28 protein-coding genes and 1 pseudogene are annotated in these 25,420 nt (G+C 71.5%); 17 read left to right on the top strand and 12 right to left on the bottom strand.

Annotated elements, in window-relative coordinates:
• Nucleotide 1: 1 nt before the first annotated feature.
• A complete protein-coding gene (locus FAF44_RS00745) occupies nucleotides 2-1,300 on the bottom strand; it encodes an ABC transporter substrate-binding protein (RefSeq protein ID WP_237100985.1) in 1,299 nt (432 codons plus the stop codon).
• 217 nt (nucleotides 1,301-1,517) lie between these two features.
• On the bottom strand, nucleotides 1,518-2,285 hold the full coding sequence (locus FAF44_RS00740; protein ID WP_237100984.1) for an SDR family NAD(P)-dependent oxidoreductase: 768 nt from the start codon (nucleotides 2,283-2,285) through the stop codon (nucleotides 1,518-1,520).
• Nucleotides 2,286-2,460: 175 nt separating this feature from the next.
• Between FAF44_RS00740 and FAF44_RS00735 the strand changes: the two genes are divergently transcribed.
• From FAF44_RS00735 to FAF44_RS00715, 5 genes are all read left to right on the top strand, one after another.
• A complete protein-coding gene (locus FAF44_RS00735; RefSeq protein WP_237100983.1) occupies nucleotides 2,461-3,759 on the top strand; it encodes a glutamine synthetase family protein in 1,299 nt (432 codons plus the stop codon).
• On the top strand, nucleotides 3,749-4,924 hold the full coding sequence (locus FAF44_RS00730; RefSeq protein ID WP_237100982.1) for an amidohydrolase family protein: 1,176 nt from the start codon (nucleotides 3,749-3,751) through the stop codon (nucleotides 4,922-4,924). The genes FAF44_RS00735 and FAF44_RS00730 overlap by 11 nt, the downstream gene beginning before the upstream one ends.
• Entirely contained in the window at nucleotides 4,921-6,084 is a 1,164-nt protein-coding gene (locus FAF44_RS00725) for a M20 family metallopeptidase (RefSeq protein ID WP_237100981.1), read from the top strand. The genes FAF44_RS00730 and FAF44_RS00725 overlap by 4 nt, the downstream gene beginning before the upstream one ends.
• Before the next feature lie 196 nt (nucleotides 6,085-6,280).
• Nucleotides 6,281-6,421, top strand: a complete 141-nt coding sequence (locus FAF44_RS00720; protein WP_237100980.1) for a DUF6131 family protein — start codon at nucleotides 6,281-6,283, stop codon at nucleotides 6,419-6,421.
• 24 nt (nucleotides 6,422-6,445) lie between these two features.
• Nucleotides 6,446-6,916 (top strand): hypothetical protein, encoded by a 471-nt coding sequence (locus tag FAF44_RS00715; RefSeq protein WP_237100979.1) that lies wholly within the window; start codon nucleotides 6,446-6,448, stop codon nucleotides 6,914-6,916.
• An 87-nt stretch (nucleotides 6,917-7,003) separates the two neighbouring features.
• Here the strand turns inward: FAF44_RS00715 and FAF44_RS00710 are convergent, their stop codons facing one another.
• On the bottom strand, nucleotides 7,004-7,564 hold the full coding sequence (locus FAF44_RS00710) for a hypothetical protein (protein WP_237100978.1): 561 nt from the start codon (nucleotides 7,562-7,564) through the stop codon (nucleotides 7,004-7,006).
• A gap of 211 nt (nucleotides 7,565-7,775) precedes the next feature.
• Here FAF44_RS00710 and FAF44_RS00705 point away from each other — a divergent pair.
• The 8 genes and pseudogenes from FAF44_RS00705 to FAF44_RS00675 all read left to right on the top strand — a co-directional run.
• Nucleotides 7,776-8,342 (top strand): annotated as a pseudogene (locus tag FAF44_RS00705) (tyrosine-type recombinase/integrase); the annotation flags it as partial.
• Complete coding sequence (locus FAF44_RS56310) at nucleotides 8,227-8,655, top strand: tyrosine-type recombinase/integrase (protein ID WP_368857750.1); 429 nt, start codon at nucleotides 8,227-8,229, stop codon at nucleotides 8,653-8,655. The pseudogene FAF44_RS00705 and the gene FAF44_RS56310, both read left to right, overlap by 116 nt.
• 269 nt (nucleotides 8,656-8,924) lie before the next feature.
• Nucleotides 8,925-9,191, top strand: a complete 267-nt coding sequence (locus FAF44_RS00700; RefSeq protein ID WP_237100976.1) for a hypothetical protein — start codon at nucleotides 8,925-8,927, stop codon at nucleotides 9,189-9,191.
• A gap of 517 nt (nucleotides 9,192-9,708) precedes the next feature.
• Nucleotides 9,709-9,897, top strand: a complete 189-nt coding sequence (locus tag FAF44_RS00695; protein WP_237100975.1) for a DNA adenine methylase — start codon at nucleotides 9,709-9,711, stop codon at nucleotides 9,895-9,897.
• Nucleotides 9,894-10,589, top strand: coding sequence for a DNA adenine methylase (locus tag FAF44_RS55645; protein ID WP_237100974.1), 696 nt, complete (start codon nucleotides 9,894-9,896; stop codon nucleotides 10,587-10,589). The genes FAF44_RS00695 and FAF44_RS55645 overlap by 4 nt, the downstream gene beginning before the upstream one ends.
• The gene (locus FAF44_RS00685) at nucleotides 10,501-11,031 is read left to right on the top strand and encodes a ParB N-terminal domain-containing protein (RefSeq protein WP_237100973.1); all 531 of its coding nucleotides are present in this window, start codon (nucleotides 10,501-10,503) and stop codon (nucleotides 11,029-11,031) included. Before FAF44_RS55645 ends, FAF44_RS00685 begins: the two co-directional genes overlap by 89 nt.
• The gene (locus FAF44_RS55640; protein ID WP_237100972.1) at nucleotides 11,028-12,716 is read left to right on the top strand and encodes a tetratricopeptide repeat protein; all 1,689 of its coding nucleotides are present in this window, start codon (nucleotides 11,028-11,030) and stop codon (nucleotides 12,714-12,716) included. Before FAF44_RS00685 ends, FAF44_RS55640 begins: the two co-directional genes overlap by 4 nt.
• 71 nt (nucleotides 12,717-12,787) lie before the next feature.
• Complete coding sequence (locus FAF44_RS00675) at nucleotides 12,788-13,654, top strand: GNAT family N-acetyltransferase (RefSeq protein ID WP_237100971.1); 867 nt, start codon at nucleotides 12,788-12,790, stop codon at nucleotides 13,652-13,654.
• A gap of 278 nt (nucleotides 13,655-13,932) precedes the next feature.
• Here the strand turns inward: FAF44_RS00675 and FAF44_RS00670 are convergent, their stop codons facing one another.
• The 6 genes from FAF44_RS00670 to FAF44_RS00645 form a co-directional block, all read right to left on the bottom strand.
• Nucleotides 13,933-15,987 (bottom strand): prolyl oligopeptidase family serine peptidase, encoded by a 2,055-nt coding sequence (locus FAF44_RS00670; RefSeq protein ID WP_237100970.1) that lies wholly within the window; start codon nucleotides 15,985-15,987, stop codon nucleotides 13,933-13,935.
• A 73-nt stretch (nucleotides 15,988-16,060) separates the two neighbouring features.
• Nucleotides 16,061-16,858, bottom strand: coding sequence for an ABC transporter permease (locus FAF44_RS00665; protein ID WP_237100969.1), 798 nt, complete (start codon nucleotides 16,856-16,858; stop codon nucleotides 16,061-16,063).
• A complete protein-coding gene (locus FAF44_RS00660; RefSeq protein WP_237100968.1) occupies nucleotides 16,855-17,748 on the bottom strand; it encodes an ABC transporter ATP-binding protein in 894 nt (297 codons plus the stop codon). Before FAF44_RS00660 ends, FAF44_RS00665 begins: the two co-directional genes overlap by 4 nt.
• Nucleotides 17,745-18,107, bottom strand: coding sequence for a hypothetical protein (locus FAF44_RS00655; RefSeq protein ID WP_237100967.1), 363 nt, complete (start codon nucleotides 18,105-18,107; stop codon nucleotides 17,745-17,747). Before FAF44_RS00655 ends, FAF44_RS00660 begins: the two co-directional genes overlap by 4 nt.
• Before the next feature lie 3 nt (nucleotides 18,108-18,110).
• Nucleotides 18,111-18,659 carry a helix-turn-helix domain-containing protein gene (locus FAF44_RS00650; RefSeq protein WP_237100966.1) on the bottom strand — a complete coding sequence of 183 codons (549 nt, stop codon included), beginning with the start codon at nucleotides 18,657-18,659 and terminating at the stop codon, nucleotides 18,111-18,113.
• 40 nt (nucleotides 18,660-18,699) lie between these two features.
• Nucleotides 18,700-19,575: a LysR family transcriptional regulator gene (locus FAF44_RS00645; RefSeq protein ID WP_237100965.1), complete on the bottom strand. Its 876-nt coding sequence runs from the start codon at nucleotides 19,573-19,575 to the stop codon at nucleotides 18,700-18,702.
• Between the two features lie 81 nt (nucleotides 19,576-19,656).
• Between FAF44_RS00645 and FAF44_RS00640 the strand changes: the two genes are divergently transcribed.
• Together FAF44_RS00640 and FAF44_RS00635 are read left to right on the top strand one after the other, a co-directional pair.
• Nucleotides 19,657-20,853, top strand: coding sequence for an MFS transporter (locus FAF44_RS00640; protein WP_237100964.1), 1,197 nt, complete (start codon nucleotides 19,657-19,659; stop codon nucleotides 20,851-20,853).
• Nucleotides 20,854-20,941: 88 nt separating this feature from the next.
• Nucleotides 20,942-21,337 (top strand): PPOX class F420-dependent oxidoreductase, encoded by a 396-nt coding sequence (locus FAF44_RS00635; protein ID WP_237100963.1) that lies wholly within the window; start codon nucleotides 20,942-20,944, stop codon nucleotides 21,335-21,337.
• A 109-nt stretch (nucleotides 21,338-21,446) separates the two neighbouring features.
• Here FAF44_RS00635 and FAF44_RS00630 read toward each other — a convergent pair whose 3' ends face one another.
• A complete protein-coding gene (locus FAF44_RS00630; protein WP_237100962.1) occupies nucleotides 21,447-22,154 on the bottom strand; it encodes a sigma factor-like helix-turn-helix DNA-binding protein in 708 nt (235 codons plus the stop codon).
• A 103-nt stretch (nucleotides 22,155-22,257) separates the two neighbouring features.
• Between FAF44_RS00630 and FAF44_RS00625 the strand changes: the two genes are divergently transcribed.
• Both FAF44_RS00625 and FAF44_RS00620 read left to right on the top strand, forming a co-directional pair.
• Nucleotides 22,258-23,400: a serine hydrolase domain-containing protein gene (locus FAF44_RS00625; protein ID WP_237100961.1), complete on the top strand. Its 1,143-nt coding sequence runs from the start codon at nucleotides 22,258-22,260 to the stop codon at nucleotides 23,398-23,400.
• Nucleotides 23,401-23,476: 76 nt separating this feature from the next.
• A complete protein-coding gene (locus FAF44_RS00620) occupies nucleotides 23,477-23,959 on the top strand; it encodes a carboxymuconolactone decarboxylase family protein (RefSeq protein WP_237100960.1) in 483 nt (160 codons plus the stop codon).
• A gap of 119 nt (nucleotides 23,960-24,078) precedes the next feature.
• Here FAF44_RS00620 and FAF44_RS00615 read toward each other — a convergent pair whose 3' ends face one another.
• Complete coding sequence (locus FAF44_RS00615; protein ID WP_237100959.1) at nucleotides 24,079-25,110, bottom strand: Glu/Leu/Phe/Val dehydrogenase family protein; 1,032 nt, start codon at nucleotides 25,108-25,110, stop codon at nucleotides 24,079-24,081.
• Between the two features lie 40 nt (nucleotides 25,111-25,150).
• A partial coding sequence (locus FAF44_RS00610; protein ID WP_237100958.1) for a hypothetical protein occupies nucleotides 25,151-25,420 on the bottom strand: 270 nt, incomplete at its 5' end.

The following is a 25,420-nucleotide window of genomic DNA, read 5'->3' as shown; positions in this document are numbered from 1 at the left end:
CTCAGCTCTTCTTCATCCACGGAGGGAGCCGGAAGGTGCCGTCGCTGTACTTGTCGGGGGCGATGAGCACCCGCTTCTCGTCCTGGAACTGGAAGGACTGCAGCGGCACGAAGTCGTCGCCCTGCTTGGCCAGGTGGGTGGCCGGGTCGAAGACGATGCGCCCGGACGCCTGCTCGGTGTCGATCTTGCTGATGGCCGAGCCGATGGCCAGGGCGTCGTCGGGGTCGCCGACCTGCTTGAGCGCCTCCGCGTAGATCATGATCTCGACGTAGGTCATCACGCCCTGCGGGTCGACGTCGTCACTCCCGTACGCGGCCTTCCAGTCCTTCTGGAGCTGCACGGCGGGCGGGAAGTTCGCGGCGGGCACCAGGCCGGCGAGGTTGTTGAACAGCACGCCCTCGGCCTTGTCCTTGGTCAGCTCGAAGAACTGCGGCTGGTTGGGGCCGTACTGCATGAAGACCAGGGACTGGGTGGGGTTCTGCAGGAACTGCTGCATGAAGCCGGCCTCGTTGGAGACCTGGTAGTCGGTGTTGACGATGAAGTCGGGGTCGGCCTGCCGGATCTTGCCGATGATCGTCCCCCAGTCGTTGACCGGGCCGAACGGCACCTTCTCCTCACCGGCGATCTTCCAGCCCTTGGAGGTGAAGGTCTTGACCAGGCCGTCGGCGATGCCCTCGCTGTAGGGGTTGTCGGAGCGGACGACGAAGACCGACTTGTTGCGCGGCTTCCACGGGCCCTCTTCGGCCCACTTCTCGGCGAGTTCGACCGGCTCGGTGCCGTAGGCGTCGTAGTTGGGCGTGATGGACCACACGGTGGGGTACTTGGCGGGGTCCTTCTCGATGATGGCCTGCGTCTGGGCGGTGTTGCCGCCGATGAGGTAGACCTTCTCGGCCGCGGCCAGCTCGTCGATCTCGAAGTTGGACGTGGAGGCGTAGCCGGTGACGACGGCCTTGACCGACTCGTCGTCGGTCAGGGTCTGCACGCCCTTGGTCACTGCGTCGTTGGACTGGCCCTGCACGTCGACGGTCTTGAGCTTGAAGGTGTGGCCGGCCACGCCGCCGCGCTCGTTGAGCTGCTTGACGGCCAGTTCGGCCCCCTGCTGCATGCCCTTGCCGTCGGCGGCCGATCCCCCGGTGAGCGGGGCGAGCAGGCCGATCTGGATCTCCTTGCCGCCCTCCGTCTCACCGCCGGAGGCGGAGGTCGTGGTCGATGAGCAGGCGGTCAGGGCCACGGCGCCCGTGAGCGCGAGGGCGGCGAAGGCCCGGGACGGGCGAGGTGGGCGGGAGGGGATACGTGCCACGGTCAAGCCTCTCTGCGTCGTACGGGGGGCGGGGTTCGATCAGCGGCGCGACGATCAGCGCCAGGCGAGTCACCGGGCGGACGTCATCCACGTCGCGACGGTGCGTCACTGTCGGAATTGAAATGTACGTTGCATATGGGTGTGAAGAGTAGGGCTGTTAAATATCTGTTACTTGAGCGGGGTCGGGGCCAAGGTCCTTGATCTGGGAAAACGTCCGTCAGCTCGGGGGCAGGGCGGTTCCGGCCAGGAAACCGCCGTCCACGTCGAGGACACTGCCCGTGACGAACGACGCCTGCGGGTCGGCCAGGAACAGGCAGGCGCGGGCGATCTCGGCGGGGGTGCCCATGCGCCGCACCGGCTGCCCGGCGACCAGCGTGGCCACGTAGTCGGCGGCCAGGCTCGCGGTCGCGGCCACCTCGATCAGGCCCGGCGCGACCGCGTTGACCGTGATGCCGAGCGGGGCCAGTTCGAGCGCCAGCACCTTGGTGAGCATCTCCACGGCGGCCTTGGACGAGCAGTAGTGCGCCGCGCCCACCCGCGCCGAGCGCGCGGCGGCCGAGGAGATGTTGACGATGCGGCGCTCGCCGCGGCCGGGCAGCCGGGCGAACGCCTGTGAGGCCAGCATCACGCCGCGGACGTTGACCAGGTAGACCTCGTCCCACTCGGCCACCGGCAGGTCCAGCAGGGGCGTGTTCGGGTACAACCCGGCGCAGTTCACCAGCACGTCGATCCCGCCGTGCCGCTCGGCCGCCTGCTCGAAAGCGGCCGTGACCGAGGCGGGGTCGCGCAGGTCCAGGCGCACCGCCGACATCCGCGCCGCGCCCGCGGCGGTCCCGGCGGCGCGGTCGATGTCGAGGTCGGCGACGACGACCGTGGCGCCGGCCGCGTGGAAGCTCTCGCAGACGCCACGTCCGATGCCCTGGGCGCCACCGGTGACGAGGACGACGGCTCCATCGAGGCCGCCCGAGGAGGTTTCGGGTTTCATGCCGGTCCCTTTGTTCAGTGCCGAGGAACCCCTTGACCTGCGGGTTCCTTCAGCGACGGCAGGTAACGTGCATGATAAATTTCATCCTGCCCTCTTGACCAGAGATTTGCACCATATGTTTCACTTGGGGTCGCCGGTCGTCCGAGGCACGCCGACCGGACGGGAGGAGAGTGCGATGACCGACGGGACCGTCTTCGTGGCGACCTGCGACCTTGCGGCGCAGGTCAGGGGCAGGGCCGCCCCAGCGGCGCGGCTGCCGCAGACGCTGCGCGGCGGCGTGGGCTGGGTGCCCGCCAACCTGGCCCTCAACTGCTTCGGCGACCTCGCCGACGGCCACCTGTTCGGCTCGGTGGGCGACCTGCGCCTGGTGCCGGACGCCGACACCGCGATCGACGTCCCGGCCGACGGCTCGACCCCCGGCCTGCGGCTCTACCTCGCCGACCAGACCCGCCTCGACGGCTCCCGCTGGCCGGGCTGCCCGCGCAGCGCCCTGCGCGAGGCCCTCGACCTGCTCCGCGACACCGCCGGGCTGGAGATCCACGCCTCCTTCGAGCACGAGTTCACCCTGCAGGGCGGCGGCGAGCAGCACGACGGCCCGCCGTTCTCCCTGCAGCGGGCCCGCGCCGCGGAGCCGTTCGGCACCGACCTGGTCGCGCTGCTGGAGCAGACCGGCCTGGAGCCCGAGACCTGGCTGCCCGAGTACGGCAGCGGCCAGTTCGAGGTCACCCTGCGGCCCGCCCCCGGGCTGGTGGCGGCCGACCGCGCCGTGCTGCTGCGCGAGCTGGTGCGCGACCTGGCCCGCAGGCGCGGGCACCGGGCGACGTTCGCGCCGATCCTCGACCCGGCCTCCGTCGGCAACGGCGTGCACGTGCACTTCTCGCTCCGCCGGGCCGGCGGAGCACCGGCGATGTACGACCCGCAGGCCCCCGGCCGGCTCTCGGACCTGGCCGCCCGCTTCGCCGCCGGCATCCTGCGGCACGCCCCCGCCGTCGTCGCGATCACCGCGCCCAGCCCCGCGTCCGCCATCAGGCTCACCCCGCACCGCTGGAGCGCCGGCGGCGCCTTCCTGGCCGAGCGCAACCGCGAGGCGCTGCTGCGCATCGCGCCCACCGTGGAGATCGACGGCGGCGATCCCGCGGCCCAGCTCCACCTGGAGTACCGGGCGGCCGACGCGACCGCCAACCCGTGGCTGGTGCTCGCCGTCCTGGTCCGGGCCGGGCTGGCCGGGCTGGCGCAGGATGAGCCGGCCCGCGTGTGGCCGGAGGCCAGCACGGAAGCCGACCTGGCCGGGGAGCCCGCGCTGCCCGCCTCCCTGCCCGAGGCGCTGGCCGCGCTCGAAGCCGACGAGACCGCCCGCACCTGGTTCCCCCGCGAGCTGCTGCACACCTTCCTCACGGTGCGCAGGAGCGAGCTCGACCACGTCGAGGGCCTGGCCGCGGCCGACCTGTGCGGGAAGATCTCCGATGTCTACTGACGACCCCCGCCCCCCGGCCGGGACGACGGAGCTGGACCTCGAACTGGCCGCGCTCCCCCTGGTCGACCACCACGTCCACGGCGCGTGGACGGGCGCCCTGGACCGGGCCACCTTCGAGACGCTCGTGACCGAGTCGGACCGGCCGATCCCCGCCTTCATGACACAGTTCGACTCCCAGCTCGGCTTCGCCATCCGCCGCTGGTGCGCCCCGGTGCTCGGGCTGCCCGCGCACGCGAGCCCGGAGGAGTACCTGGAGCGCCGGGCCGCCCTCGGCCCCGCCGAGGTCAACCGGCTGCTGCTCACCGCGAGTGGCGTCGGGCGCTACCTCGTCGAGACCGGTTACCGGGGCGACGACGTCCTCGGCCCCGAGCAACTGGCCGCCGTCGCGCGGCGGCCCGCCCACGAGGTGGTCCGCGTCGAAGCGATCATGGAGGACGTGGCGGCCTCCGGCGTCGCCGCCGCGGACCTGCCCCGGCTCCTGCGGGAGGAACTGGCGCGCCGCACCGAGACGGCCGTCGGCGTGAAGAGCATCATCGCCTACCGGCACGGCTTCGCCTTCGACCCGGAGCCGCCCAGCGAGCGCGAGGCCGTCCAGGCGGCCGGCCGGTGGCTGGAGCAGGGCGGCCGGACGGGGGAGTGGCGGGTCACCGACCCCGTCCTGCTGCGGCTGGGCCTGTGGACGGCGATCGAGCGCGGCCTGCCGCTGCAGCTCCACGTCGGCTACGGCGACCCCGACGTCCGACTCGACCTCGCCGACCCGCTGCTGCTCACGCGCTGGCTCAAGCTCGTCGAGCCGTCCGGCGTGGACGTGCTGCTCCTGCACTGCTACCCGTACCACCGCAACGCGGGCTACCTCGCCCAGGTCTTCCCCCACGTCTACTTCGACGTCGGGCTCGGCGTGAACTACACCGGCAGCCGCTCCGACGCGCTGATCGCCGAGTCGCTGGAGCTGGCCCCGTTCGCCAAGATCCTGTTCTCGTCCGACGCGTGGGGCCCCGCCGAGCTGCACCACCTGGGCGCGCACCTGTTCCGGCGCGGGCTCGGCCGGGCGCTGCGCACGTGGGTGCGGGCCGGCGAATGGACCGAGCGGGACGCCCTGCGGGTGGCCCGCATGATCGGCGTGGACAACGCGCTGCGCGTCTACGGCCTGGACGGCCTCTCATGAGCGCCGCTCTCGCCGCCCGCCTGCTCGCCGCGCTGGAGAAGGAACTGCCCGCCGCCGCGGAGCTGCGCCGCCGGCTGCACGCCGCACCGGACCTCTCCGGCGGCGAGGGGCCCACCCGCGACCTCGTCCTCGCCGAACTGCCCGCGGGGCACGTGCACCACGTGGCCGGCACGGGGGCGCTGGTCCGCGTGGGCGGGCCGGGCCCGGCCGTCGGCGTGCGCGCCGAACTGGACGCGCTCGCGGTGCCCGAGCAGACCGGCGTCGCCTGGGCCTCCGCGATCCCCGGGCGCATGCACGCCTGCGGGCACGACGTGCACCTCGCCGCCCTCGTCGCGCTCGCCCGCGCCGTGCACGCCACCGAGGGCGCGGCTCCCATGGTCGCGGTGCTGCAGCCGCGCGAGGAGACCTACCCGTCCGGGGCGCAGGACATCGCGCTGTCCGCCCTGCTCGCCGAGCAGGAACTCGTCGCCGTCATCGGCGCGCACGTGCAGCCGATCCTGCCGGCCGGCCAGGTCGCCGCGACTCCCGGCGTCGTCAACGCCGCGGCCGACGAGTTCACCGTCGTGGTCAGCGGCCGGGGCGGGCACGCCGCCTACCCGCACCTCACCAGCGACCCGGTGCTCGCCCTCGCGCACGTCGTCGTCGCCCTCCAGCACGTCGTCAGCCGGGACGTCGACCCGACGTCCTCGGTCGTGCTCGGCGTGAGCACCCTGGCCGCGGGCAGCGCACCCAACGTCGTCCCCGACACCGCCCAGGCCGGCGGCACCCTGCGGGCGATGAGCACCCGGGTGCGCGAACGGCTGCACGCCCGGCTGCGCGAGGTGGCGGAGCTGGTGGCGCGCGCCCACGGCTGCGAGGCCACGGTCACCATCACGCACGGGGAGCCCGTCCTGCGCAACGACCCGGCCCTGGCGGCGCGGGCGGGCGCGCACCTGGACGCCCTCGGCCTCAGAACCGCCCCGCCCCTGCGCTCGTTCGGCGCCGACGACTTCTCCTACCTGTCGGCGGTGCTGCCGGGGCTGATGATGTTCGTCGGGCTCAGCGACGGGACGGAGTCGCGGCTGCACGCTGCCACGTTCCTGCCGGGGGAGGACGCCGTGCGGGACGTGGCGCTGGCGATGCTCGCCGGATACCTGGCGGCGGCCGGCGCGGAGAGCTGAGCCGGGCACGAGGTCGAGTGGTGGCTCGTGCGGCGTGCCGGCCACCACCCGTCACGGGGCACGCCGCAGCGTTCTCCCGCCGATGCTTTACCGTGCGGATCGTTTACCTCGATCGCCCCGGGTAGCCGACACCTGTCAGCCTTTCCGAGGCCGTGCGCGGCCTGTCCGATCGGAGGACTTCATGATCATCCTTGGCGTGATTCTGCTGCTCCTGGGGTGGCTCCTCGGCATCTCGATCCTGACCACGATAGGCATCATCGTGCTGATCATCGGCCTGATCTTCCTTGTCCTGGGCTCCGTCGGACGTCCGGTCGGCGGGCGGCGGCACTGGTTCTGACCTCGGGTCCGGCACCGGCGTCAGATGACGACGATCACCCGCCGGGCTCCATATCCGTCCCACCTGCTCGACGACCTCGGCGACATCGAGATCGTGCACGACGAACTCGCCACCAACTGGCCAGCGCCGCGGCGGTGGCGAGCACGTCACTTTCCGACTTTCCATCCACCGAAAACGGAACCGTTCCTCGCCAAGGCTGATAGCGAAGTCGAGGGCCGCAAGGAGATTCTTGACGGTGACTGTGAAATCTTGGGAGTTGTACCACTCTCGTGCGCGGCCCCAGTCAATCGTGGCGCTGGTGCCGTCGTCCACGACACAAGAGTTGGTGAAATCCGTGTCGGAGACCCAAGTCCAACTGCCGCCAGGCTCGTGGAAGTCGAGGAGGAGTTCGACGGCGGCTTGCTCGTGTGGGTACAGGTGGGCCGCTCCGGCGCGGAGGCGTTCAGCGAGAGTGCTAATACGAAGATTGTTTCACCGCTCTCGGGGCCGGGGTAGATCGCCGCCGCGCCGGACCACGCGCACACGCCGAGGGAGTACACCCCCAAAATCCGGAAGGCGGGCTTGCCTCGTCAAGCCTTGTGATTAGGGCACCAGCAAATTGATCATGATCCCGATGGGGATCGACGCAACCAGGCCCAGTGTGAAGAACATCCATTGCTGGCGGCGTTCGGCGCGAACGGTCGCCTCCGACTGGCCGATGAGAATCTGCCGGATCTTCTCGGCCTGATCCTCGTTCACTCCCAGGAGGCGCTGTTGCTCCTCGGCCTGGGCGATGAGCAGTTCACGGACTGCCTGCTGCGCCTCTAGATCGCGCCGTAAATCCTCCATCAACTTGGCGGCATCGGAAAATGCGCCATTGATCAGCCTGACACGGCGGTTGAGGGTCTCACCAGGATCTTCGCGGACTTGAGCGAGTCGCGCTCGCGTCTCTCGCCTACGCGCCCAGATGCTAATGGACAACAGGGCGGTGCATGAGATGGCCCATGGCCACACAATATTCCATTCCATCTGATCTACCGATGTACCTGTGGCTAAAGGCCCAAGCGTGCCGATCACGATGGTCGCGGTGAAGGCTGCTGAGGCTATGAGGGCGATCGTGATGGCAGTTCGACGGATCTTTGCGCGAGGGGTGTTAGCGGCCATGACCTCATTGTGATTGGCGGTGGGAGATCGCGCAGCACAACATCCACACAGAACTTCATGATCGCTGAGCAATGGTCATAATCGTAGTTATGTCCATAGATCATCCTTTGCTGCCGTCAGGAGATGACTGCCCATCTGGTTCGTGAGCCGAGCGGCGGCGGGGACGATCGTCTTCCCGCCGTCCCTGCTCGGTTTCGTCCAGGACGCGACGATGGCGTGGCTCCTCTCGTACGACTCGAAGAACACGCGCGCGGCCTACCGACTGGAGATCGAGCGGTGGTTCGCGTTCTGCAACGAGACCGGTCTCGACCCGCTGAAGGCGCGCAAGTCTCACGGGGACGTCTACAAGCGGTGGCTCGAACTCCAGCCTGGGAAGCCGATCCCGCCGAAGACCATGCAGCGCCGTATCTCGGCGGTGTCGTCCTGGTACGAGTACCTCGCCGACGAGGAGATCATCGACGCCAACCGGTTCAAGCGGACCCGTAGGCCGAAGGCGTCGCGTGGGCACTCTGAGACGACCGCGCTCATGCGAGACGAGGCCCGCGCCTTGGTGGCCGCGGCCGACGCTGACCACGGGCCGGCCCGGCTGCGTACCTCGGCGTTCATCCGAGTCCTGCTGCATACCGGGATCCGGATCGAAGAAGCGATCTCCGCCGACCTGAATGCGCTCGGGTATGAGCGGGGGCTGCGGACGCTGCGGATTGTCGGCAAGGGCACCAAGCCGAAGAAGCGCCGCTTGCCGGTGGAGTCCGGTTACGTGCTCGACCGGTATCTGGAGGACCGGGCGCGCCGTGAAGGTGTCGCAGCTCGCCGGGCGGATCTTCGTGACCGACACCGGGGGCCGCTTCTATCGGTCGTCGGCGTCGGCTCTGGTGACGCGCATCGGTCGCCAGGCTGGAATCCTCGCAAAGGTCACCGCGCATGTGCTGCGGCACACGTGGGCGTCGCTGGCTGCGGAGTTGGGCGCGGATCCGTTCGAGATCAAGGAAGCACTTGATCACGAATCGATGGACACCACCATGGGTTACGTGCACTCTGGACGCCAACTGGAAAGAGATCTTTCCCAGTTGGTGGCGTCAGCGCTGGAGTGACGGCGGCGGCGACCTGGAACAGGTCACCGCTTCTCACCCGGTCTCCTCCGTCAGAACCCATGTCCATTCCATGGCCTTGAGCGTGCGGCCGAGCGCGGACACGGCGTAGTTGTGTCATCCGAGGTAGTCATCTTCCGGTTGCAGCGACTAGCGGCTTGTGCGGAGGCGGCACTGGGCTGCCTCAGCAGATGGCAATTACTTACTGTGATTCTATATAACCGAGAGTTACTATCGGTGTGTCCGGAGCCCCAGACCGAAGGATGCCCCAAGTGCTCACACGCATCACGCGAATGATCGCCATCACCGCTGCTCTGGGGGCCGCCGCTGCCCTCAGCGTGGCCGCTCCCGCCAGCGCCGACATCAGCTTCGCCGACTGCAACGACTACGGTGGCATGGCGGTGCCGAGGCAAGTTCAGGCACATGATCCGTACACCTACAACGAAAACGATCCTTTCGGAATCACGTTCATCACGGTGACCGAGTACTGGTGCGTGGGAGGGAATAACGGCGGGCAGAAGATCGCCTGGCGAAACTGACGCCCGCCTAACGGGAGAGAGCCACGAGCGGCTGCCCGAACCACGCTGCAGGGAGCCATTCCCCCGCTCAGTAGGGCCTTTCGGGTACCGGCGACGTGCTGAGCTGCCCCTCCGTGGCCCGTCTCCCGTCAAGTCTTCAGTCTCGGCCACGAGCCCCTGCCGTCAGCGGCTGGCAGGAGCTCGTGGTTGCTGTATCTGCGTCAGGGCTGCGTTTTGGCCACTTCCTCTGTCGCTGGCCAACTCTCCGGCCACATCGGGTTGGCAGTCGGCCAGATCGCGTGTCACCTGACACTCGTGCCCGTCCGTGTGGTGACTGCCCACATGACCAGGCCCTCCCACTGGGATACGAACTGCCGCCAGGCAAGTAGGTAGACCGCTCGGCCGTCGAACTCCTCGTTAGGTGCGTACGTGACCAGCGGCGGTCTCGCCACTGGCCATGCCTCCTCGTCGTACGGGTTCGACCCATTCGCACGCCTGATCGAATCGTCCACTTCGCCACCATGCCGAGGAGGGAACCGTGGCGCTGCGCCCTCCGTTCCAGTACTACGGCGCCAAGGGCAGGCTGGACCCCTTCCTGGCCAGCCTGCTCCCCAAGCACGAGGTGTACGTCGAACCCTTCGCGGGCTCGGCCGCCGTCTTCTTCGCCAAGGACCCTGTCCCATCGAGACGATCAACGACATCAACGGCGACCTCGTGTGCTTCATGAAGACGCTGCGCGACCGCCCCCGCGCCCTGATCGGGGCGATCGAGTTCACCCCGTACGCCCGCGCGGAGCACCAGGCCGCCGAACTCGGCGACACCACGGCGAGCGACCTCGAACGCGCCCGCCGCTGGTGGATCCAATGCACCCAGTCCCGCAGCGGCGAGGCCGGCGCCTCTTGGCGGCGGCCGACCTCGAGAACCAGGGTCAACAACCCGGCCGGCTCCAAGCGAGCCGCCGCGGCGCTGCGCTGGCATGCGGCCCGGCTACGTGAGGCGTTCATCGAGCAGGTGGACGCATTCGAGCTGATCGAGCGCATGGACTCGCCGCAGACCGCCATGTACGTGGACCCGCCATACCTGCGTAGCACGAGAAACGTGTTCGGTAGCGGCCACTACGTCAAGAAGATGGACCGCGAGCCCGAGCACCGCCGCCTCCTGGAGGTCCTCGCCACCTGCGAGTCCGCGATCGTGCTGTCCGGCTACCGGTCGCCGTTGTATGACCAACTGCTCTCCGACTGGCGGCGGATCGACTACCGGGTGCGCGCCTCCAGCTCAGACGGGCGGAGGCACCCTGGAGCCGCACCCGGACAACCCACACCAGGGCGACGTGGGCGTGATCGTCGCGTCGATCAGGAAGCATGGCTTCTACGGGTCCGTCGTCGCGCAGAAGTCCCGAATGCGGATCGTCGCAGGTGAGCACCGCTGGCGCGGAGCGGCCAAGGCCGGACTCAAGCACGTGCCCACGGTCATCATCGACGTGGACGACGAGACCGCCCCACGGATCATGCTCGCGGACAACCGGCTCGCCGAGTACGGCCAGTACGACGACGCCAAGCTCGCCGGGCTGCTGCAGTCGCTTCCGGACCTGGACGGCACCGGTTGGCGAGACGAAGACCTCGACGCCCAGAACATCCGGGAGAGCGGATGGTCTACTTATTTCGGACATGCCGGTTTATGCTCTGGGCATCCTGAAGTGGATCACCCGGGAGGCGTCCATGAAGAAGATGACCATCCGCCGCAAGCGCACGCAGCGCCTGATGTCCAGTGCTCGCCGGCTCTGGATCGAGTGGTGCTGGTAGGTGCCGAGACGGCGGGCGCCCTCGGGTGCCCGCCCCTGCGGTCTCCGGTGCGGCCGTGACCCCCTTCGACTGCCATCGCGGGCACGGGCCCTACGCCGGGGTCGCCGGCTTCCTCGCCTCGATCGCCGCCGACCGTCCCCGTCTGGCCGCCCGCCATCAGGTCGAGCTGCACGCGATCGCCCCCTGGCTCGACCGGACGGCGCGGCCGGCCGCCGAGGAGGAGCCGATCAGGTTCCACCCCGCCCGCCGCACCGCCTGCCTGGCGTACGGCGCGGCGGAGTTCGCGGCCTCCTGGGCCGGCACCCTGCGCCGCCCGGTCACCGTCACCTTCGAGCACGTCGCGAACGCCGACGAGACCACCGCCGAACTGCTGGACACCCTGCTCCCGCGGATCGCCGCCACCCCGCTGCGCCTGGACCTGCGTGACGACGGCACCGCCGACCCCGCGCCGCTCCCCTCGGCCCCGGACGCCGTCCGCGCCGCGCTCGGCGACAGCCTGGCCCGCGGCTTCTACCACCACGCGGCCCGCGTCGCCGCACACGGACGCGCCGCCGTCACCCCCGGCGGCGACCTGCGGCAGTGGTGGGCCTGCAGCACCGGCCTGGCCACCGCCCTGGCGGCGCTGGACCGCGCCGACGAGGCACTCGAACTCTACGACGAGGCCCGCGCGGCCACCGACGACCCGAAGATCAACATGTCCGCCGCGTACGCCACCGCCATGCTGTACGCCCGCCACCTGTCGGCCGCCGACCAGGACCCGGCGCAGGCCCGGCACTGGCTGGAAGAGGCGCTGCGCCTGGCCGAAGGTGGGCACGACGACCAGCGTCACCAGGTGATCTCCACCGTCTTCTACGAGCAGGGCCTGGCGCTGCTGGACGCCAGAGCCGGCGCGCCCGCCCAGGCGCTGCGGCTGATCGACGACGGGCTGGCCAGGCTGACGGCGGTACTGGCGCCGGGCGAGCACCCGCAGCACCTGGCCCGCCTGCGCCACAACCGCGCCCAGGTGCACCTGGCCCTCGGCGACCCGGAACAGGCCCTGGCCGACCTCGACACCGTGATCGCCCACGACCCGGGCAACAGCGAGTACTACGTGGACCGGGCCGCCCTGCACCGGGCGGCCGGCCGCACCCAGCCCGCGATCAAGGACTACGGCACCGCCATCCGCCTGGGACCGCATCTGCCCGAGGCCTACTACAACCGCGCCGTCCTCCACCTGGAACGCGGCCGTGACGAGCGGGCCCGCGAGGACCTGGAGCACGCCCTCGCCATCGACCCGGGCCACCTCGACGCCCGGATCGCCCTGGTCAACGCCCGCCTGGAGCGCGGCGCGCTCGACGCCGCCGAACGGGACGCGCTGGCCGGGCTCGCGCTGGCCCCCAAGGAGCCCGCGCTGCTGTGCACGCTCGGCCTGATCCGCTCCGAGCGCGGCGAACCGTCCGAGGAGCTGTTCACGCAGGCTCTGGAGGGTGATCAGACGCTGGTCGAGGCGTGGACCAATCGGGCCGCCGTGCGCTTCGAACGCGGGGAGGTGAGCGCCGCCGTGGCCGACCTGGACCGGGCGGTGGCGCTGTCGTCCGCGCCGGAGCCGCGCTTCAACCGGGGCACCGCGCTGGCCCGGCTCGGCCGCTGGGAGGAGGCGGCCCGCGACTTCACCGACGCGCTCGCCCAGCCCGGCCTGGACCGCGCGCTGCGCCGCGACCTGCGCGCCGAACTGGCCCGCTGCCGGAACGCCCGCTCCGGCTGACCCGCCCGGGGCTCCGTCGCGGCCGGAAACCGGGATGCGGACCCCCGGTGCGGTGGTGTGTGATCGGACGTATGGCGATCATCTCGGGTGTCCCAGGAGCCGACGGGCTGAGCGAGGTCGTGGCCGTGCTGCGGGAGTGGCAGCACGAGGGGGCGCCGGTGCACCTGCACCCGGGGGACCTGGGCTGGTTCTGGCGGTTCGGCACGGAGACGACGGCCGCGGCGGTCCGGACCTGGCGCCGCGACGGCCGGCTGCTCGCCGTCGGGCTGCTGGACCAGCCCGACCTGCTGCGGCTGGCGATCGCGCCGGACCTCCAGCGGGACGCGGAACTGGCGCGGCGACTGGCCGAGGACCTGACCGAACCCGAGCGCGGCGTGCTGATCGAGGGGAAGGCGGACGTCGAAGCGCCCACCCGCGCGCTGCTCCAGGACCTGCTGTCCGAAAACGGCTGGACCGCCGGCGAGCCGTGGACACCGCTGCGCCGCGACCTCGCGCGGCCGGTCGAGGATCCCGGCGTGCGGATCGAGGTGATCGGCCCGGAGCGGGCGCACGTACGGGCCGCCGTGCAGCGGGCGGCGTTCGACGGTTCGACGTTCACGGACGAACGCTGGCACGCGATGGCGGCCGGAGCGCCGTACGCCGACGCCCGGTGTCTGGTCGCCTACGACGACCGCGGCGACGCGGTGGCGGCCGTGACGGTGTGGTCGGCCGGTCCGGGCAGACCCGGGCTGCTCGAACCGATGGGCGTGCACCGGGACCATCGCGGCCGCGGCCACGGCAGGGCGATCAACGTCGCCGCGGCGGCCGCGCTCCGGGGGATGGGCGCGTCGAGCGCGATCGTCTGCACCCCGAGTTCCAACGCCGGAGCCGTCGCCGGCTACCGGTCAGCCGGCTTCCACCGGCTCCCCGAGGTCCGCGACAAACACCGCGACGCCTAGCCACGAGTACAGGACCGTACCTGTCCCGTACACGCGGGACGTTGACGGACATGAGCGCACCGGAGCCCTTTCACATCGACGTCCCGCAGGCCGACCCCGGCGACCTGGCCGCCCTGACGGAAGCCGAGCGGGACCGGGCCCGGCAGAACCAGGCATGGTGGTACGGGCACTCCGGCTACGCCACCCAGATGTCCACCCGGCCGCAGACCCTGGGCTACGCGCTCAACGACCGGCCTGCTGGTCTCCGACATCCGGACGTTCTTCCGGAACGTGGCGCGCTAACCGGCCGGCGGAAGCGTACGGCGCAAGAAGTCCGACTCCAGCAGGAGCAGGTTCTCGGCCACCTCCTCCTGGGCGGTCATGTGCGAGACGCCGGACAGCGGCAGTACCGTGTGCGGGCGGCCCGCGGCCAGCAGCGCGGCGGACAGTCTCAGCGTGTGCGCGGCGAAGACGTTGTCGTCGGCGAGCCCGTGCAGGAGCAGGAGCGGACGGCGCAGGTTCGGGGCGTCGGCGATGATCGAGCTGCGGTCGTAGGCTTCGGGGTGCCGGCCGGGGTGGCCCAGGTAACGTTCCTGCCAGTGGGTGTCGTACAGGCGGGCGTCGGTGACCGGTGCTCCCGCGGCGGCGGTGTGGAAGACGTCGGGGTGGCGCAGCACGGCGGCGGCCGCCAGGTAGCCGCCGTACGACCAGCCCCGGATCGCCACCCGGCCCAGGTCCAGGTCGGGAAAGCGGGCGGCGGCCGCGCGCAGGGCGTCGGCCTGGTCCGCCAGCGCCGCGCTCAGCTTGTCGAGGTGGATGGCCCGCTCCCAGTCCGGTCCCCGGCCCGGGGTGCCGCGCCCGTCCACGACCAGCACGGCGAAGCCCTGGTCGGCGAACCACTGCGACACCGTGAAGTCGTCCAGCCCGCGCAGCACCCGGGCGGCGCCCGGTCCGGCGTACGGGTCGAGCAGCACCGGCAGCCGCCGCGAGCCCGGCACGTGCCCGGTCGGGAACATGACCGCCGCGCGCAGCTCGCGCTCGCCCAGTGAGACCAGTGCCACCTTCGGGCGCAGGACCGGGGTCGCGCCGTACGCGGTGATCCGCGTGGACGCCCGCCCGCCGGTCACGGTGACCCGGACCCCGTGCTCCTCCAACGTGCGGGTGACCACCAGCGTGACGCCGCCGGCGCGGGTCCCGGTGTGCACCCCCGGCTCCGAGGTGACCCTGACCAGCCCTTCCGCCCTGGAGTAGCGGTACAGGTGGCGTTCGGTCGGCTCGTCGCAGCACTCCACGAGCACGGTGTCGCCGTCCACCGCCAGGACGCGCAGCACCTGGAGGTCCGCAGGCGTGACCAGGTCGTCTCCCACCATCAGGCGGCGGGCGCCGTCGCGGTCCACCGTCCAGACCAGCTCTCCGCCGGCCGTCCGGGCGGGTGTGCCGGGCACGAGCTCCAGCCAGGCGTCGTCGGTGTCCTCGCGCACGAGCGTGGTGGCGCCCGTCTCGGGGTCGGCCTCCAGGACGCGGGTGGTGCGCTGGTCGCGGCTCTGCACCAGCACCAGCAGGCCCCGCGGGGTCCACGAGACCGCCGCGACGTACTCGAACGCCGTCCTGTCCCACCTCACCTCGGTACGTTCCCCGGCCGGCGTGGTCAGCCAGAGCGTCACGTCGGCGTTGTCGGTGCCGGCCGCCGGGTAGGCCATCGTCCTGGGCGGCCGGCCCGGGTCGGCGGGTTCGGACAGGTGCCACCTGCTCACCCGGGCGTTGTCCACGCGGGCGACCAGCAGGCGGGTGCCGTCGGGCGACCACCAGTAGCCCGTGTGCCTGCCCATCGACTCGGCCGCCACGTGCTCGGGCAGCCCCCACGTCACGTCGGGGGCGTCGGGGGTCAGCACCGGCCGGCCGTCGATGAGCAGCGCGCCGTCCGACAAGTGGGCGACGTGCCGTCCGGCCGGGTCGAGGCGCGGGTCGGAGCCGGTCGTGCCGAGCGGGGTGATCGCGCCGGTCAGCAGATCGACGGTGTGCAGCAGGCCGTCCAGCGCGTAGACGGCCTTGGTGACGGCGGCGTCGGTGGCGTAGACGACGATGCCGCTCGCGCGTTCGCGGGTGCGTTCCCTGCGGGTGCGCTCGGCCTCCGGCAGGTTCGCGCCGGAGGCCGGGGCGCCGGGGTCCACGAGCAGCCGCTCGTCCCCGGTGGCCACCGTCAGCGTCCAGAGCCGGGTCACCGGGTCGTCACCGGCGCAGGACCGGAGGAAGACCACCCGGGCGCCGTCCGGGGAGATCGTGAAGTCTCTGGGGACGCCGAACTTGAAACGGGCCGTGCGGGCATGCTGGCGGGGCAGCGTGAAGGGAGACATCCGGGGATCATAGGCACGGTCGCCGGCCGCGCCGCAAGGTCGCGCGCTGAGCGAGGCCGGCCGGGGGTTTCGGTCAGGCGAGATCGCGGCGCATCGGGTGGAGGAGCGCGGCGGCGCTCGCCAGCGCGGTGTAGCCGAGCAGGATCAGCGTCCCGGCCATCGGGGACAGCAACCGGACGGGTTCGCTGGACAGTTGCTGGGCCATGGCGTCGGCCACGGCGGTGAAGTCGGTCAGCGCCGCGGTCGCGCCGCCGGGCAGCCACGGGTACAGCTCGCGGACGCCGGGGATCATGATGAGCAGCAGCTCCGCGCCGTACAGGTAGCCGATCACCACGCTCAGCGCCGCGATCTGGTTCCGGATCAGCGCGCCCATGCCCACGCCGAGCACGGTGTAGGCGACCATCGCGACCGCCAGCCGGCCCAGCAGTTCGAGGACGGTCCCGGCGGGCAGCCCCAGGGTGATGCCACGGGCTGCGGCGGCGCCGAACAACGCCACGGCGGCGGTGCCCGACAGGACGAGCCCGTAGACCATGCCCGCGAAACCGTACGTGACGAGCTTGGCGGCCAGCACCCGCCAGCGGTCCGGCGCGAACAGGAACGTGAAGTTGATGGTCCGGTGCCGGTACTCCGAGGTCACGGCCAGGGTGCCGATCGCGGCGGGGACGAAGGCGGTGAAGCCGAGGAAGCCGGTCACCGCGCGCACTCCGGCCTCGGTGTCCAGCCCCGGCATCGGGGGGTCGAAGTTCTCCGGTCCGACGAGGGCGAGCAGCCCGATCAGGCCGCCGCCGAGGAAGGCGGCCACGAGCAGGGTGCCCAGCCACATCCGGGTGGCGAGCAGGCGGCGGAGCTCCGCGTGGATGAGGGGTTTCATGCGTTCGTCCGTTCGCCGGTCAGGTCGAGGAAGATCTCCTCCAGGCTGCGGTGCTCGGTGGTCAGGCCGTGGACGCGCAACCCGTGGGCGGCGGCCAGGTCGGCGATCCGGGCCGGGTCGAGGCCGTGGACGCGCAGATCCTGCGGGCCGGTCGCGTCCACCCGGCGGGCCTCGCCTGCCAGGATCGGGCGCAACGCGGCGGCGTCGGGCGTGCGGACGAGCACGGCCTGCGTCGTACCGGACAGCTCGCGCAGGGGGCCGGCGGCCAGCAGCCGTCCTTGCCGGATGACCACCACGTCGTCGGCGACCTGCTGGATCTCGCTGAGCACGTGGCTGGAGACCAGGATCGTGCGGCCTTCGTCGGCCAGCGCGCGCAGGAAGGAGCGCAGCCATGCCATGCCCTCGGGATCGAGGCCGTTGCTCGGCTCGTCCAGCAGCAGGACGCGGGGATCGCCGAGCAGCGCGGTGGCCAGGTTGAGCCGCTGGCGCATGCCGGTGGAGAAGCCGCCCGTCCTGCGCCCGGCGGCTCCGGCCAGGCCCAGGAGGCCGAGCAGGTCCTCGACCCGGTCAGCGGGGTATCGGCCCATCGCGGCGTAGATCCGCAGGTGGTCCCTGGCCGAGTGGCGCGGGTGGAAGGAGGCGGCGTCGAAGACCGCGCCCACCACGGTGGTGGGGTGCGGGAGGTCGCGGTAGCGGCGTCCGCCGATCGTCACGCTGCCGCGGGTGGGGGCGACGTGGTCGATCATCATCCGGATGGTGGTGGTCTTGCCTGCCCCGTTGGGGCCGAGGAAGGCGGTGATCGCTCCCGGCCTGACGGTGAAGCTGAGGTCGTCGACGGCGGTGAGCGGGCCGTACGTCTTGGTCAGGTTGCGGACCTCGATGCCGCTCACGTGACCACCGCCCGGATGGCCTGGACGAGCCGGTCGGCGTCGGGGGCCGAGACGACGACCTCGTCGAACTCGCCGCCGGAGCTCCCGCGGTCCAGCAGCAGGTGCACCCCGGGCAGGTCGCGGTGGACCGACACCAGTTGCCGCGGGCCGCCCATGACGCCCCACACACCGATCTTGGTGAGGCCCGACACGGTGAGCCCTTTCCGCGCGCCGCGCGGGACGCGGAGCGGGTGGTCCGTGACGGTCGCCTGCCGCACCGCGGCCATGGGGACCGTGTGCCGGGCGCGGCCGGCGAAGAACCGCTCCCAGGGGCCGAACTCGATGACGATGGAACCGTCGTTGATCATTACCGTTGCCATGGGTCAGCCTTTCGTCAGGGGAAGGAGAATGGTCGCCAGCAGCCGGGGCGTGCGCTCCTCGCTCGGCCCCTTTTCGAGCAGGGGCCGGATCAGTTCGGCGAAGCCCTGGGCGAACCGGATGAACTCCTCGTCGTCGAGGTGCAGCACCAACTGCTGGTAGCCGACGCCGTCGGCCTCCAGGTCGATGTGCTCCCTGGCGAGGTAGCGCGAGAACTCCGACAGCAGGCTGCTGATGAACGCGGTGAAGTAGCGCGCGTGATCCTCCGCGGACGCCGCGGCCAGCGCTTCGGCGGTGGGTGTCACCCCGCCCTGCGCCACGGCGTAGACCCGCTCGGTCGCGCCGCCGATCTTGCGTTCCTCCACCACTTCCAGCAGCCCCGCCTTGGCCAGCGTGGAGATCTGCCGGTACAGGGTGGCCTGGGGCACGTCAGGCAGTAGCCCCGCCAGGTCGGACGCCGTGCGCCGGGCGCCGGCCACCGCGCCGAGGATGCGGATGCGTACGGGATGAAGCGCCAACTCGGCCCAGCGCTCTGTCGAAGTGCTCACAGCCATGACGTTATCATTCTCGATAATGAGAAAGCTAGGGGAGTCCTCAGCGGGGCGGTTCCTCGGCGCGGATCAGCTCGAGAAAGGCCGTGGCCGCAGGGGACGGCCGGTTGTCCCAGATCAGATGCTCCACCCGCGTGGGAGCGTCGCGAAGCCGGATGAGGCGCAGGTCGGCGAAGCGCGGCGCGTACGCGGCCGGAAGCATGCCCACCCCGAGGCCCTGCCGGACCAGATCGACCATGAAGTCGGCGGACGACACCTCGAAGGGCACCTCGCGGCGCACTCCCGCGCTCGCGAAGGCTTCGTCGGACTGCGCCCGCCCGGCCGCGCCGGCGCGGAAGTCGATGAACGGCTCGTCCGCCAGGGCCCGCAGGTCCACCTCGCTCTCCGTCAGGTGGTGGTCGAGCGCGACCACGGCGACCAGTTCGCCGCCGCCGAGGCGGCGGCTCCGGACGCCCTTCGGTTCCACGCGGGGCGGCAGGCCGAGGAACGCGACATCGACGCCGCCCTGCCGGACCTGCTCGATCAGTTGCCCGCTGCCCGCCGAGGTGAGCGTGATGCGCACCCGCGGATGGCGGCGGCGGTAGTCCCTCAGGACGACCGGCAGGTCGACGGCCGTGACCGTGGGGATGGCGCCGACGGCCAGCCGCCCGCGGATCTCCCCGGCGGCGGCGGCGACCTCGGCCCGTGCGCGGTCCGCGGCCTCCAGGCACTCCCGGGCCGCCGGCAGGAACGCCTCGCCGGCCGGCGTCAGCCGGACACGACGGCTGGTGCGCTCGAACAGCCGGGCGCCCAGTTCCCGTTCCAGGGCGGCGATCTGATGGCTGAGCGCCGACTGCACGACCCGGCAGCGTTCGGCGGCCCGGGTGAAGTTGCTGGTCTCCGCGACCGCGATGACGTACCTCAGTTGTTGCAGCTCCATCCGACCATCGTGCAGCACGATCGATCACGATGAAAACTATGCGTTGGACTCATCGATCGATGCGCGCGCACCCTGGTACGCATGACGAAAACCGCTGAACACCCCTACTCGACCTTGAGGTCATGGCTCGGCGTCGCCGCGATCACGGCCAGCCTGTTCGTCTTCCTCACCACGGAGCTGATGCCGGTCGGACTGCTCACTCCGATCAGTTCGAGCCTGAGCATCTCGGTGGGCGTCGCCGGATTGATGGTCACCCTGTACGGCGTCTCGGCCGGCCTGGGAGTGCCCTTCATCGTGGCATGGACCAGGCGGGCCAACCGGCGCGTGCTGCTGCCCGCGTTGCTGGTGATCTTGACCCTGGGCAACCTCGTCACCGCCCTGTCGCCGAACTATCCGCTGGTCCTGGCCACGCGGCTGGTCATGGGATTCGCCAGCGGCGTGTTCTGGGCCATCGGCGTGAGCATGGCCATGCGCCTGGTTCCCCGGCGGCACGCGAGCAGGGCGGCCTCGGTCGTCATGTCCGGCATCTCCATCGCCGCGGTCGTGGGCATCCCGCTGGGAACGGTGCTGGAGAGCCGCACCGACTGGCGGACCACATTCCTCGTCTGGGCCGGGCTCAGCGCCCTGGTGTTCCTCGCGGTCGTCGCCGCGGTGCCCTCGCTGCCGTCGGCGAACGCGGTCTCGGTACGGGAGGTCTTCGGGCTCCCCGTCAGGAACGTGCCGCTGCGTTCAGTGCTGTTCACCGTCGTGCTGTTCGTGCTCGGCCATTTCGGGGCGTACACCTTCGTGCGGCCCTTCCTGGAGGACAACGCGTCCGCCACGCCGTTCTTCGTCACCGCGCTGCTGATGGTGTACGGCGTCGGCGGCGCCGCCGGGAACCTCATCGCCGGACACATGGTGAACAGGAGCCTGCGCGGCAGTTTCGTCACCGGCTGCGCGGGGCTCGTGGTCTCCATGCTGCTGCTGCTCACGATCGGGCACGGGCCGGCCGGTGCGATCGTCTCGCTGGTGCTCTGGGGGGTTTCCTTCGGGGTCGTGCAACTGTGCCAGGTCAACATGACGCAGGCCGCCGCGCCCGACACCTTCGAGGCGGCGATGTCGCTCAACACCATGGCGTACAACACCTCCATCGCGCTCGGGGCGCTGTTCGGCGGGCTGTTCGCCGATCGGCTGGGCGTCACGAGCGTCGTCTGGTTCGGCGTGGCGCTGACGGCGGCCGCGCTGCTCCTCACCCTCGGCACCCGCCGGCGAGCCGCACGCCCCGTGGCGTTCGAGTGAATGAGCCGGGTACGCCCTGGCCATATCGTTCCGTGTTGGATATTCTGCAACGGAACTAATTAGTGGTGCCGAACAGAAGGGCGAGCGGGTGTCGGTGACGTTCAACGAGGAGACGTGCGAACTGCTGGACGGAAGGAACTTCGCCACCGTCGCGACACTCGGCGCGGACGGCTCGCCGCAGACCTCGGTGGTCTGGATCGAGCGGGACGGAGACACGGTGCTGTTCTCCACCACGACCGGGCGGCAGAAGGCGAAGAACCTCGCCCGCGACCCGCGGATCAGCCTCACGGTCTACGACACCGGGAACCCGTACCGCTCCGTCGACATCCGCGGCACCGCCGAACTCGTCGAGGACGAGGAGAAGGCCCTGCCGCGCCGGCTCTCGCAGCGCTACCTCGGCGAGGACCCGCCGCCCGAGCCGGCGCAGACGCTCCGGCTGATCGTCCGGGTGCTCCCGCAGAAGATCACCGGCTTCGTCCGGTAGGGATCGGCTACCTGATCACCGCCTTCACGGTCGCCATGGCGGCGGGCGCGCCGCTCGGCCGTACCCGCGCGGCCGGCGAGGGAGCGCGTCGAAGCCGCCGCACCCGGCATCACGGCTCCAGGCGGGTGAGGTCGAGCCGGGCCAGCCGGTCGGGGTCGGACAGGATGTCGATGGCGGCGATCCTGCCGTCGGCGATGGTGAAGCTCATGACGGAGATGAGCCGGTCGCCGACGGTGTTGACCAGGCCGGCGAGGCCGTTGACGAGCGCCGGGTGGGTGGTGGTGCTGGTGGCCATGCGCTGGAAGGTGGCGAGTTGCCCGGCCACGTCCGCGACACCGCGCAGGACCTGCATGCCGCCGGTGAGCACCCCGCCGTCGGCACGCAGCACCACGTCCGGGTCGAGGATCGACACCAGCGCGGCGAAGTCGCCGCCGCGGGCGGCGGCCAGGAACGCGTCCACCACCCGGCGCTGACGGCTCGGATCGGGGTCGGGGCTCGGAGCCGCACCACGCACCCGCTGACGCGCCCGGCTGGCGAGCTTCTTGGCCGCCACGGGGGTGCGGTCCACGATGGGCGCGATCTGCTCGAACGGCAGCCCGAACATGTCATGGAGCACGAACGCCAGCCGTTCGGCCGGGGACAGGGACTCCAGCACGACCAGCAGCGCCAGGCCCACCGAATCCGCCAGCAGCACCTCCTGCTCCGGATCGGCGGCATCCGCCAAGCTGACCACCGGATCGGGCAGGCGCTCCTCCAGCGACTCCTCGCGCCGGGACTTACGGGCGCGCAGCATGTCCAGGCACACCCGGCCGACCACGGTGGTCAGCCAGCCGCCGAGATTGTCGATGTCGTCCGAGTCCGAACGCGGGATCGTCCGTCATGCCGGCGACCGACACCTATTCACGAAGGGTTGCCGAACGATGAGCAGGACGGATGTCCACGGAACGGTAGCGGACGGCTTCGAGCCGGTGCGCGAGGAGTTCGCCGCGGTGGTCGCCGGGCAGGACGGCCGGGCGGGTGCGCAACTGACCGCCTACGCCCGCGGCCGGCGGGTGGTGGACCTGTGGGCCGGGGACGAGGTCGGTGGTGACACGCTGACCGGCGTCTACTCCTCCACCAAGGGCGCCGCGACGCTGGTGACGGCGCTGCTGGTCCAGGAGGGGGTGCTCGACCTGGACGAGCCGGTGGCCCGGCACTGGCCGGAGTTCGCCGCCGCCGGCAAGGACACGATCACGCTGCGGGACGTCCTGACGCACCGCTCCGGCGTGATCGGCGTCGACGGCGGGCTGACCGCGGCCGACCTGGCCGACGACACGGTGATCGCGCGCCACCTCGCCGCGCAGCGGCCGTACTGGAAGCCGGGTTCGGCCTACGGCTACGGCGGGTTCGTCACGTTCGCCATGGTGAACGAGGTGATCCGCCGGGTGACCGGGCAGTCGCTCCAGCAGGTCTACGACGAGCGCGTCCGCATCCCGTACGGGCTGGACCTCTACCTGGGGCTGCCCGAGGCGGAAGAGCGGCGGTTCCGGCCGGTCCAGCGGTGGACGGCCACCCCCGAGCAGGAGGCCGCGTTCTGGTCGGACCTGCCCGGCCCGCACAGCATCCTCGGCGTCGCCTACGGGCTCAACGGCACGCCGCCGCTGGACCAGGTGGGCTTCGCCAACACCCGCGCCGTCCGCGCGAACGGCCCGGCGTCGGCCGGCGGCGTGGGCAGCGCGCGCGGCCTGGCCGCCCTGTACGCGGCGGCCGTCTGGGGCATCGACGGACGCCCCCCGCTGCTCAAGCCGGACACTGTCGGCGAGTTCGCCATGCCGCACTCCACCGGCGGCGACCTGGTCCGCGGCGACCAGGGCAACTACGCGCTCGGGTTCCAGGCCAAGGGCCTGCGGTACGCGTTCCTCGGCGCGAACGCGTTCGGCCACGACGGCTCGGCCGGCTCGGAGTCCTTCGCCGACCCGGCCGGCGGCATCGCCTTCGGCTACACACGGCGGCGTTTCGGCTTCGGCTGGTCCTACCCCGAGCACGACCGGCTCGCCGCCGCCGTCCACCGCGCCGCCACCTGAACATCCGGTCACCTTCGGCCCCCGCGCTCCGTCAGAGCGGCGAACCACCATGTGAAACCCAGAAGGGAAACCCACCATGACCACCACCGAGTCGCGCCTGCCCAACCCCGCCGTGCTCATCCCCGAGCTCAAGGACATCGGCGGCGCCCTGTTCAAGGCGACCGGGAACGGCACGGTCCCGCAGGCCACCATCAGCCTGGTGCAGTTGCGCGCCGGCCAGATCGTCGGCAGCACGTACCTGACGGTGCTGCACACCGGCAACCTCCGCAGGGCCGGCGTCGCCGAGGAGAGCATCACCGCCGTGGCCTCCTGGCGGGACGCCCCCTACTTCACCGCCGCCGAACGCGTCGCGCTGGAACTCGTCGAGTCCGTGCTCACCCCGAACCCCGCCGGCGAGCGCGTCCCCGACGAGTTGTACGCGCGGGCGTCCGGCCAGTACGACGACAAGGCGCTCGCCACCCTCATCATGGCCATCGGCCAGGTCTGCTTCTTCCTCCCGCTGGCCCTCATCGGCAAGCCGCTGCCGGGCGTGTCACCGGCGGAGCAGTGGCGGCCGTAACGCCGCCAGGCGCGCACCCGGCCGAGCCCCGGGAGAGCACCCCTGCCTGCGCGCCGAGGCAGGGGTGCCGGGGGCCGGCCGTGCGGCGACGTGCCCACCGCCGAGCCGCGGTCACCCGCTCACGGCGTCACCCGGCGCAGCCGGGCCTCCGCCAGGTCGAGGGCGGCGCGGAGCGGGGTCAGGCCATCGCGACGGGCATGTTCGAGGACGGCGGACACCCGGTCGCCGACGCCGCGGACCCGCTGCTCCGCCCGGACCCGGTCGTGGCCGAGCAGTTGCTCCTCGAGGTAGACCAGGCCCCCGGCGTTGACGCAGAAGTCGGGCGCGTAAAGGATCCCGCGGTCCGCGAGTGCGGCGGCGTGCCCGGGGTCGTCCAGGACGTTGTTGGCGCCCCCGGCGATGATCCGGCAGCGCAGCAGCGGCAGCGTACGGTCATCGACGACGCCGCCGAGCGCGCAGGGCGCGAGCACGTCGCACTCGGCCTCGACCGCCTCCGACGGGTGGATGACCTCGGCCCCCGTCTCACGGGCGACGGCGGCGGCACGCCCCGGATCGACGTCGCAGACCAGCACCCGCGCGGACTCCGCCGCCAGCAGGCGGGCGAGCGCCGCGCCGACGTTGCCGGCACCCTGCACGCACACGCGCACGCCGCGCAGGTCGCCGTCGCCGCCGGTGGCCCGCAGGCACGCCCGGATCCCCTCCAGGACGCCGAGCGCGGTCATGGGGGAGGGGTCGCCCGTATCGCACACCGGGGACGTCTCCGTCCCGATGATCCGCAGGTCGGCCTGGGTGGTGCCGACGTCGTTGACGGGGATGAACCGCCCGCCGAGGGCCGCGATGCGACGGCCGTGCGCGCGCAGCAGGCCGGGCGTCTTGTCCGTCGCCGGATCACCGATGATGACGCTCCAGCCGCCGCCCAGGGCGAGGCCCGCCGCCGCGGCCTTCAACGTCATGGCCTGCGCCAGGCGCAGGGCGTCGTCGAGGGCGGCGTCCTCGTCGGGGTAGGGGTGCATGCGGACGCCGCCGAGCGCGGGGCCCAGGGTCGTGTCATGGGTGACCACGAGTGAGCGCAGCCCCGTGCCGGCGTCGTTGCCGACCAGGACGTGCTCGAAGCCGCCGGACCGCAGCCGGTCGAAGAGCGCGAAGGTCATCCGGTCATTCTCACACCGGCGATCCGCTGACCGGACGCCGTCACTGGATGGGGACCTGGAGGTCGCGGAACGGGCCGATCTTGACCTGGAGGGTGTCGGCGGTGTCGGGCAGGGCGAAGAGGTTCCAGAACTCGCGGGTCTGGCCCGGTGCGAACTTCTCGGTGCTGATGCGGACGCCGGAGATGTCGGTGCAGGCGCAGTAGAAGTCGGCGCCGTTGTCGGTGGGGACTTCCAGGCGGCCGGGCAGGTACTGGCGGCGGGCGGCGGCGTCGGTGACGCGGACGTTGCTGGCGGCCTGGTACTTGTAGGC

The organism is Nonomuraea sp. MG754425, assembly GCF_021699195.1.
Classification (GTDB): Bacteria; Actinomycetota; Actinomycetes; order Streptosporangiales; family Streptosporangiaceae; genus Nonomuraea.
The sequence above is the reverse complement of the archived record's forward strand: the minus strand, read 5'-3'. Positions and strand labels throughout refer to the sequence as shown.

What these genes read in the sequence shown, in the direction of transcription:
- FAF44_RS00740 (WP_237100984.1), bottom strand. Translation starts at nt 2,285, where the DNA reads ATGAAACCCGAAACCTCCTCGGGCGGCCTCGATGGAGCCGTCGTCCTC.
- FAF44_RS00735 (WP_237100983.1), top strand. Translation starts at nt 2,461, where the DNA reads ATGACCGACGGGACCGTCTTCGTGGCGACCTGCGACCTTGCGGCGCAG.
- FAF44_RS00730 (WP_237100982.1), top strand. Translation starts at nt 3,749, where the DNA reads ATGTCTACTGACGACCCCCGCCCCCCGGCCGGGACGACGGAGCTGGAC.
- FAF44_RS00725 (WP_237100981.1), top strand. Translation starts at nt 4,921, where the DNA reads ATGAGCGCCGCTCTCGCCGCCCGCCTGCTCGCCGCGCTGGAGAAGGAA.
- FAF44_RS00715 (WP_237100979.1), top strand. Translation starts at nt 6,446, where the DNA reads ATGACGACGATCACCCGCCGGGCTCCATATCCGTCCCACCTGCTCGAC.
- FAF44_RS00710 (WP_237100978.1), bottom strand. Translation starts at nt 7,564, where the DNA reads ATGGCCGCTAACACCCCTCGCGCAAAGATCCGTCGAACTGCCATCACG.
- FAF44_RS56310 (WP_368857750.1), top strand. Translation starts at nt 8,227, where the DNA reads ATGCGCTCGGGTATGAGCGGGGGCTGCGGACGCTGCGGATTGTCGGCA.
- FAF44_RS55645 (WP_237100974.1), top strand. Translation starts at nt 9,894, where the DNA reads ATGAAGACGCTGCGCGACCGCCCCCGCGCCCTGATCGGGGCGATCGAG.
- FAF44_RS00675 (WP_237100971.1), top strand. Translation starts at nt 12,788, where the DNA reads ATGGCGATCATCTCGGGTGTCCCAGGAGCCGACGGGCTGAGCGAGGTC.
- FAF44_RS00670 (WP_237100970.1), bottom strand. Translation starts at nt 15,987, where the DNA reads ATGTCTCCCTTCACGCTGCCCCGCCAGCATGCCCGCACGGCCCGTTTC.
- FAF44_RS00665 (WP_237100969.1), bottom strand. Translation starts at nt 16,858, where the DNA reads ATGAAACCCCTCATCCACGCGGAGCTCCGCCGCCTGCTCGCCACCCGG.
- FAF44_RS00655 (WP_237100967.1), bottom strand. Translation starts at nt 18,107, where the DNA reads ATGGCAACGGTAATGATCAACGACGGTTCCATCGTCATCGAGTTCGGC.
- FAF44_RS00650 (WP_237100966.1), bottom strand. Translation starts at nt 18,659, where the DNA reads ATGGCTGTGAGCACTTCGACAGAGCGCTGGGCCGAGTTGGCGCTTCAT.
- FAF44_RS00645 (WP_237100965.1), bottom strand. Translation starts at nt 19,575, where the DNA reads ATGGAGCTGCAACAACTGAGGTACGTCATCGCGGTCGCGGAGACCAGC.
- FAF44_RS00640 (WP_237100964.1), top strand. Translation starts at nt 19,657, where the DNA reads ATGACGAAAACCGCTGAACACCCCTACTCGACCTTGAGGTCATGGCTC.
- FAF44_RS00625 (WP_237100961.1), top strand. Translation starts at nt 22,258, where the DNA reads ATGAGCAGGACGGATGTCCACGGAACGGTAGCGGACGGCTTCGAGCCG.
- FAF44_RS00620 (WP_237100960.1), top strand. Translation starts at nt 23,477, where the DNA reads ATGACCACCACCGAGTCGCGCCTGCCCAACCCCGCCGTGCTCATCCCC.
- FAF44_RS00615 (WP_237100959.1), bottom strand. Translation starts at nt 25,110, where the DNA reads ATGACCTTCGCGCTCTTCGACCGGCTGCGGTCCGGCGGCTTCGAGCAC.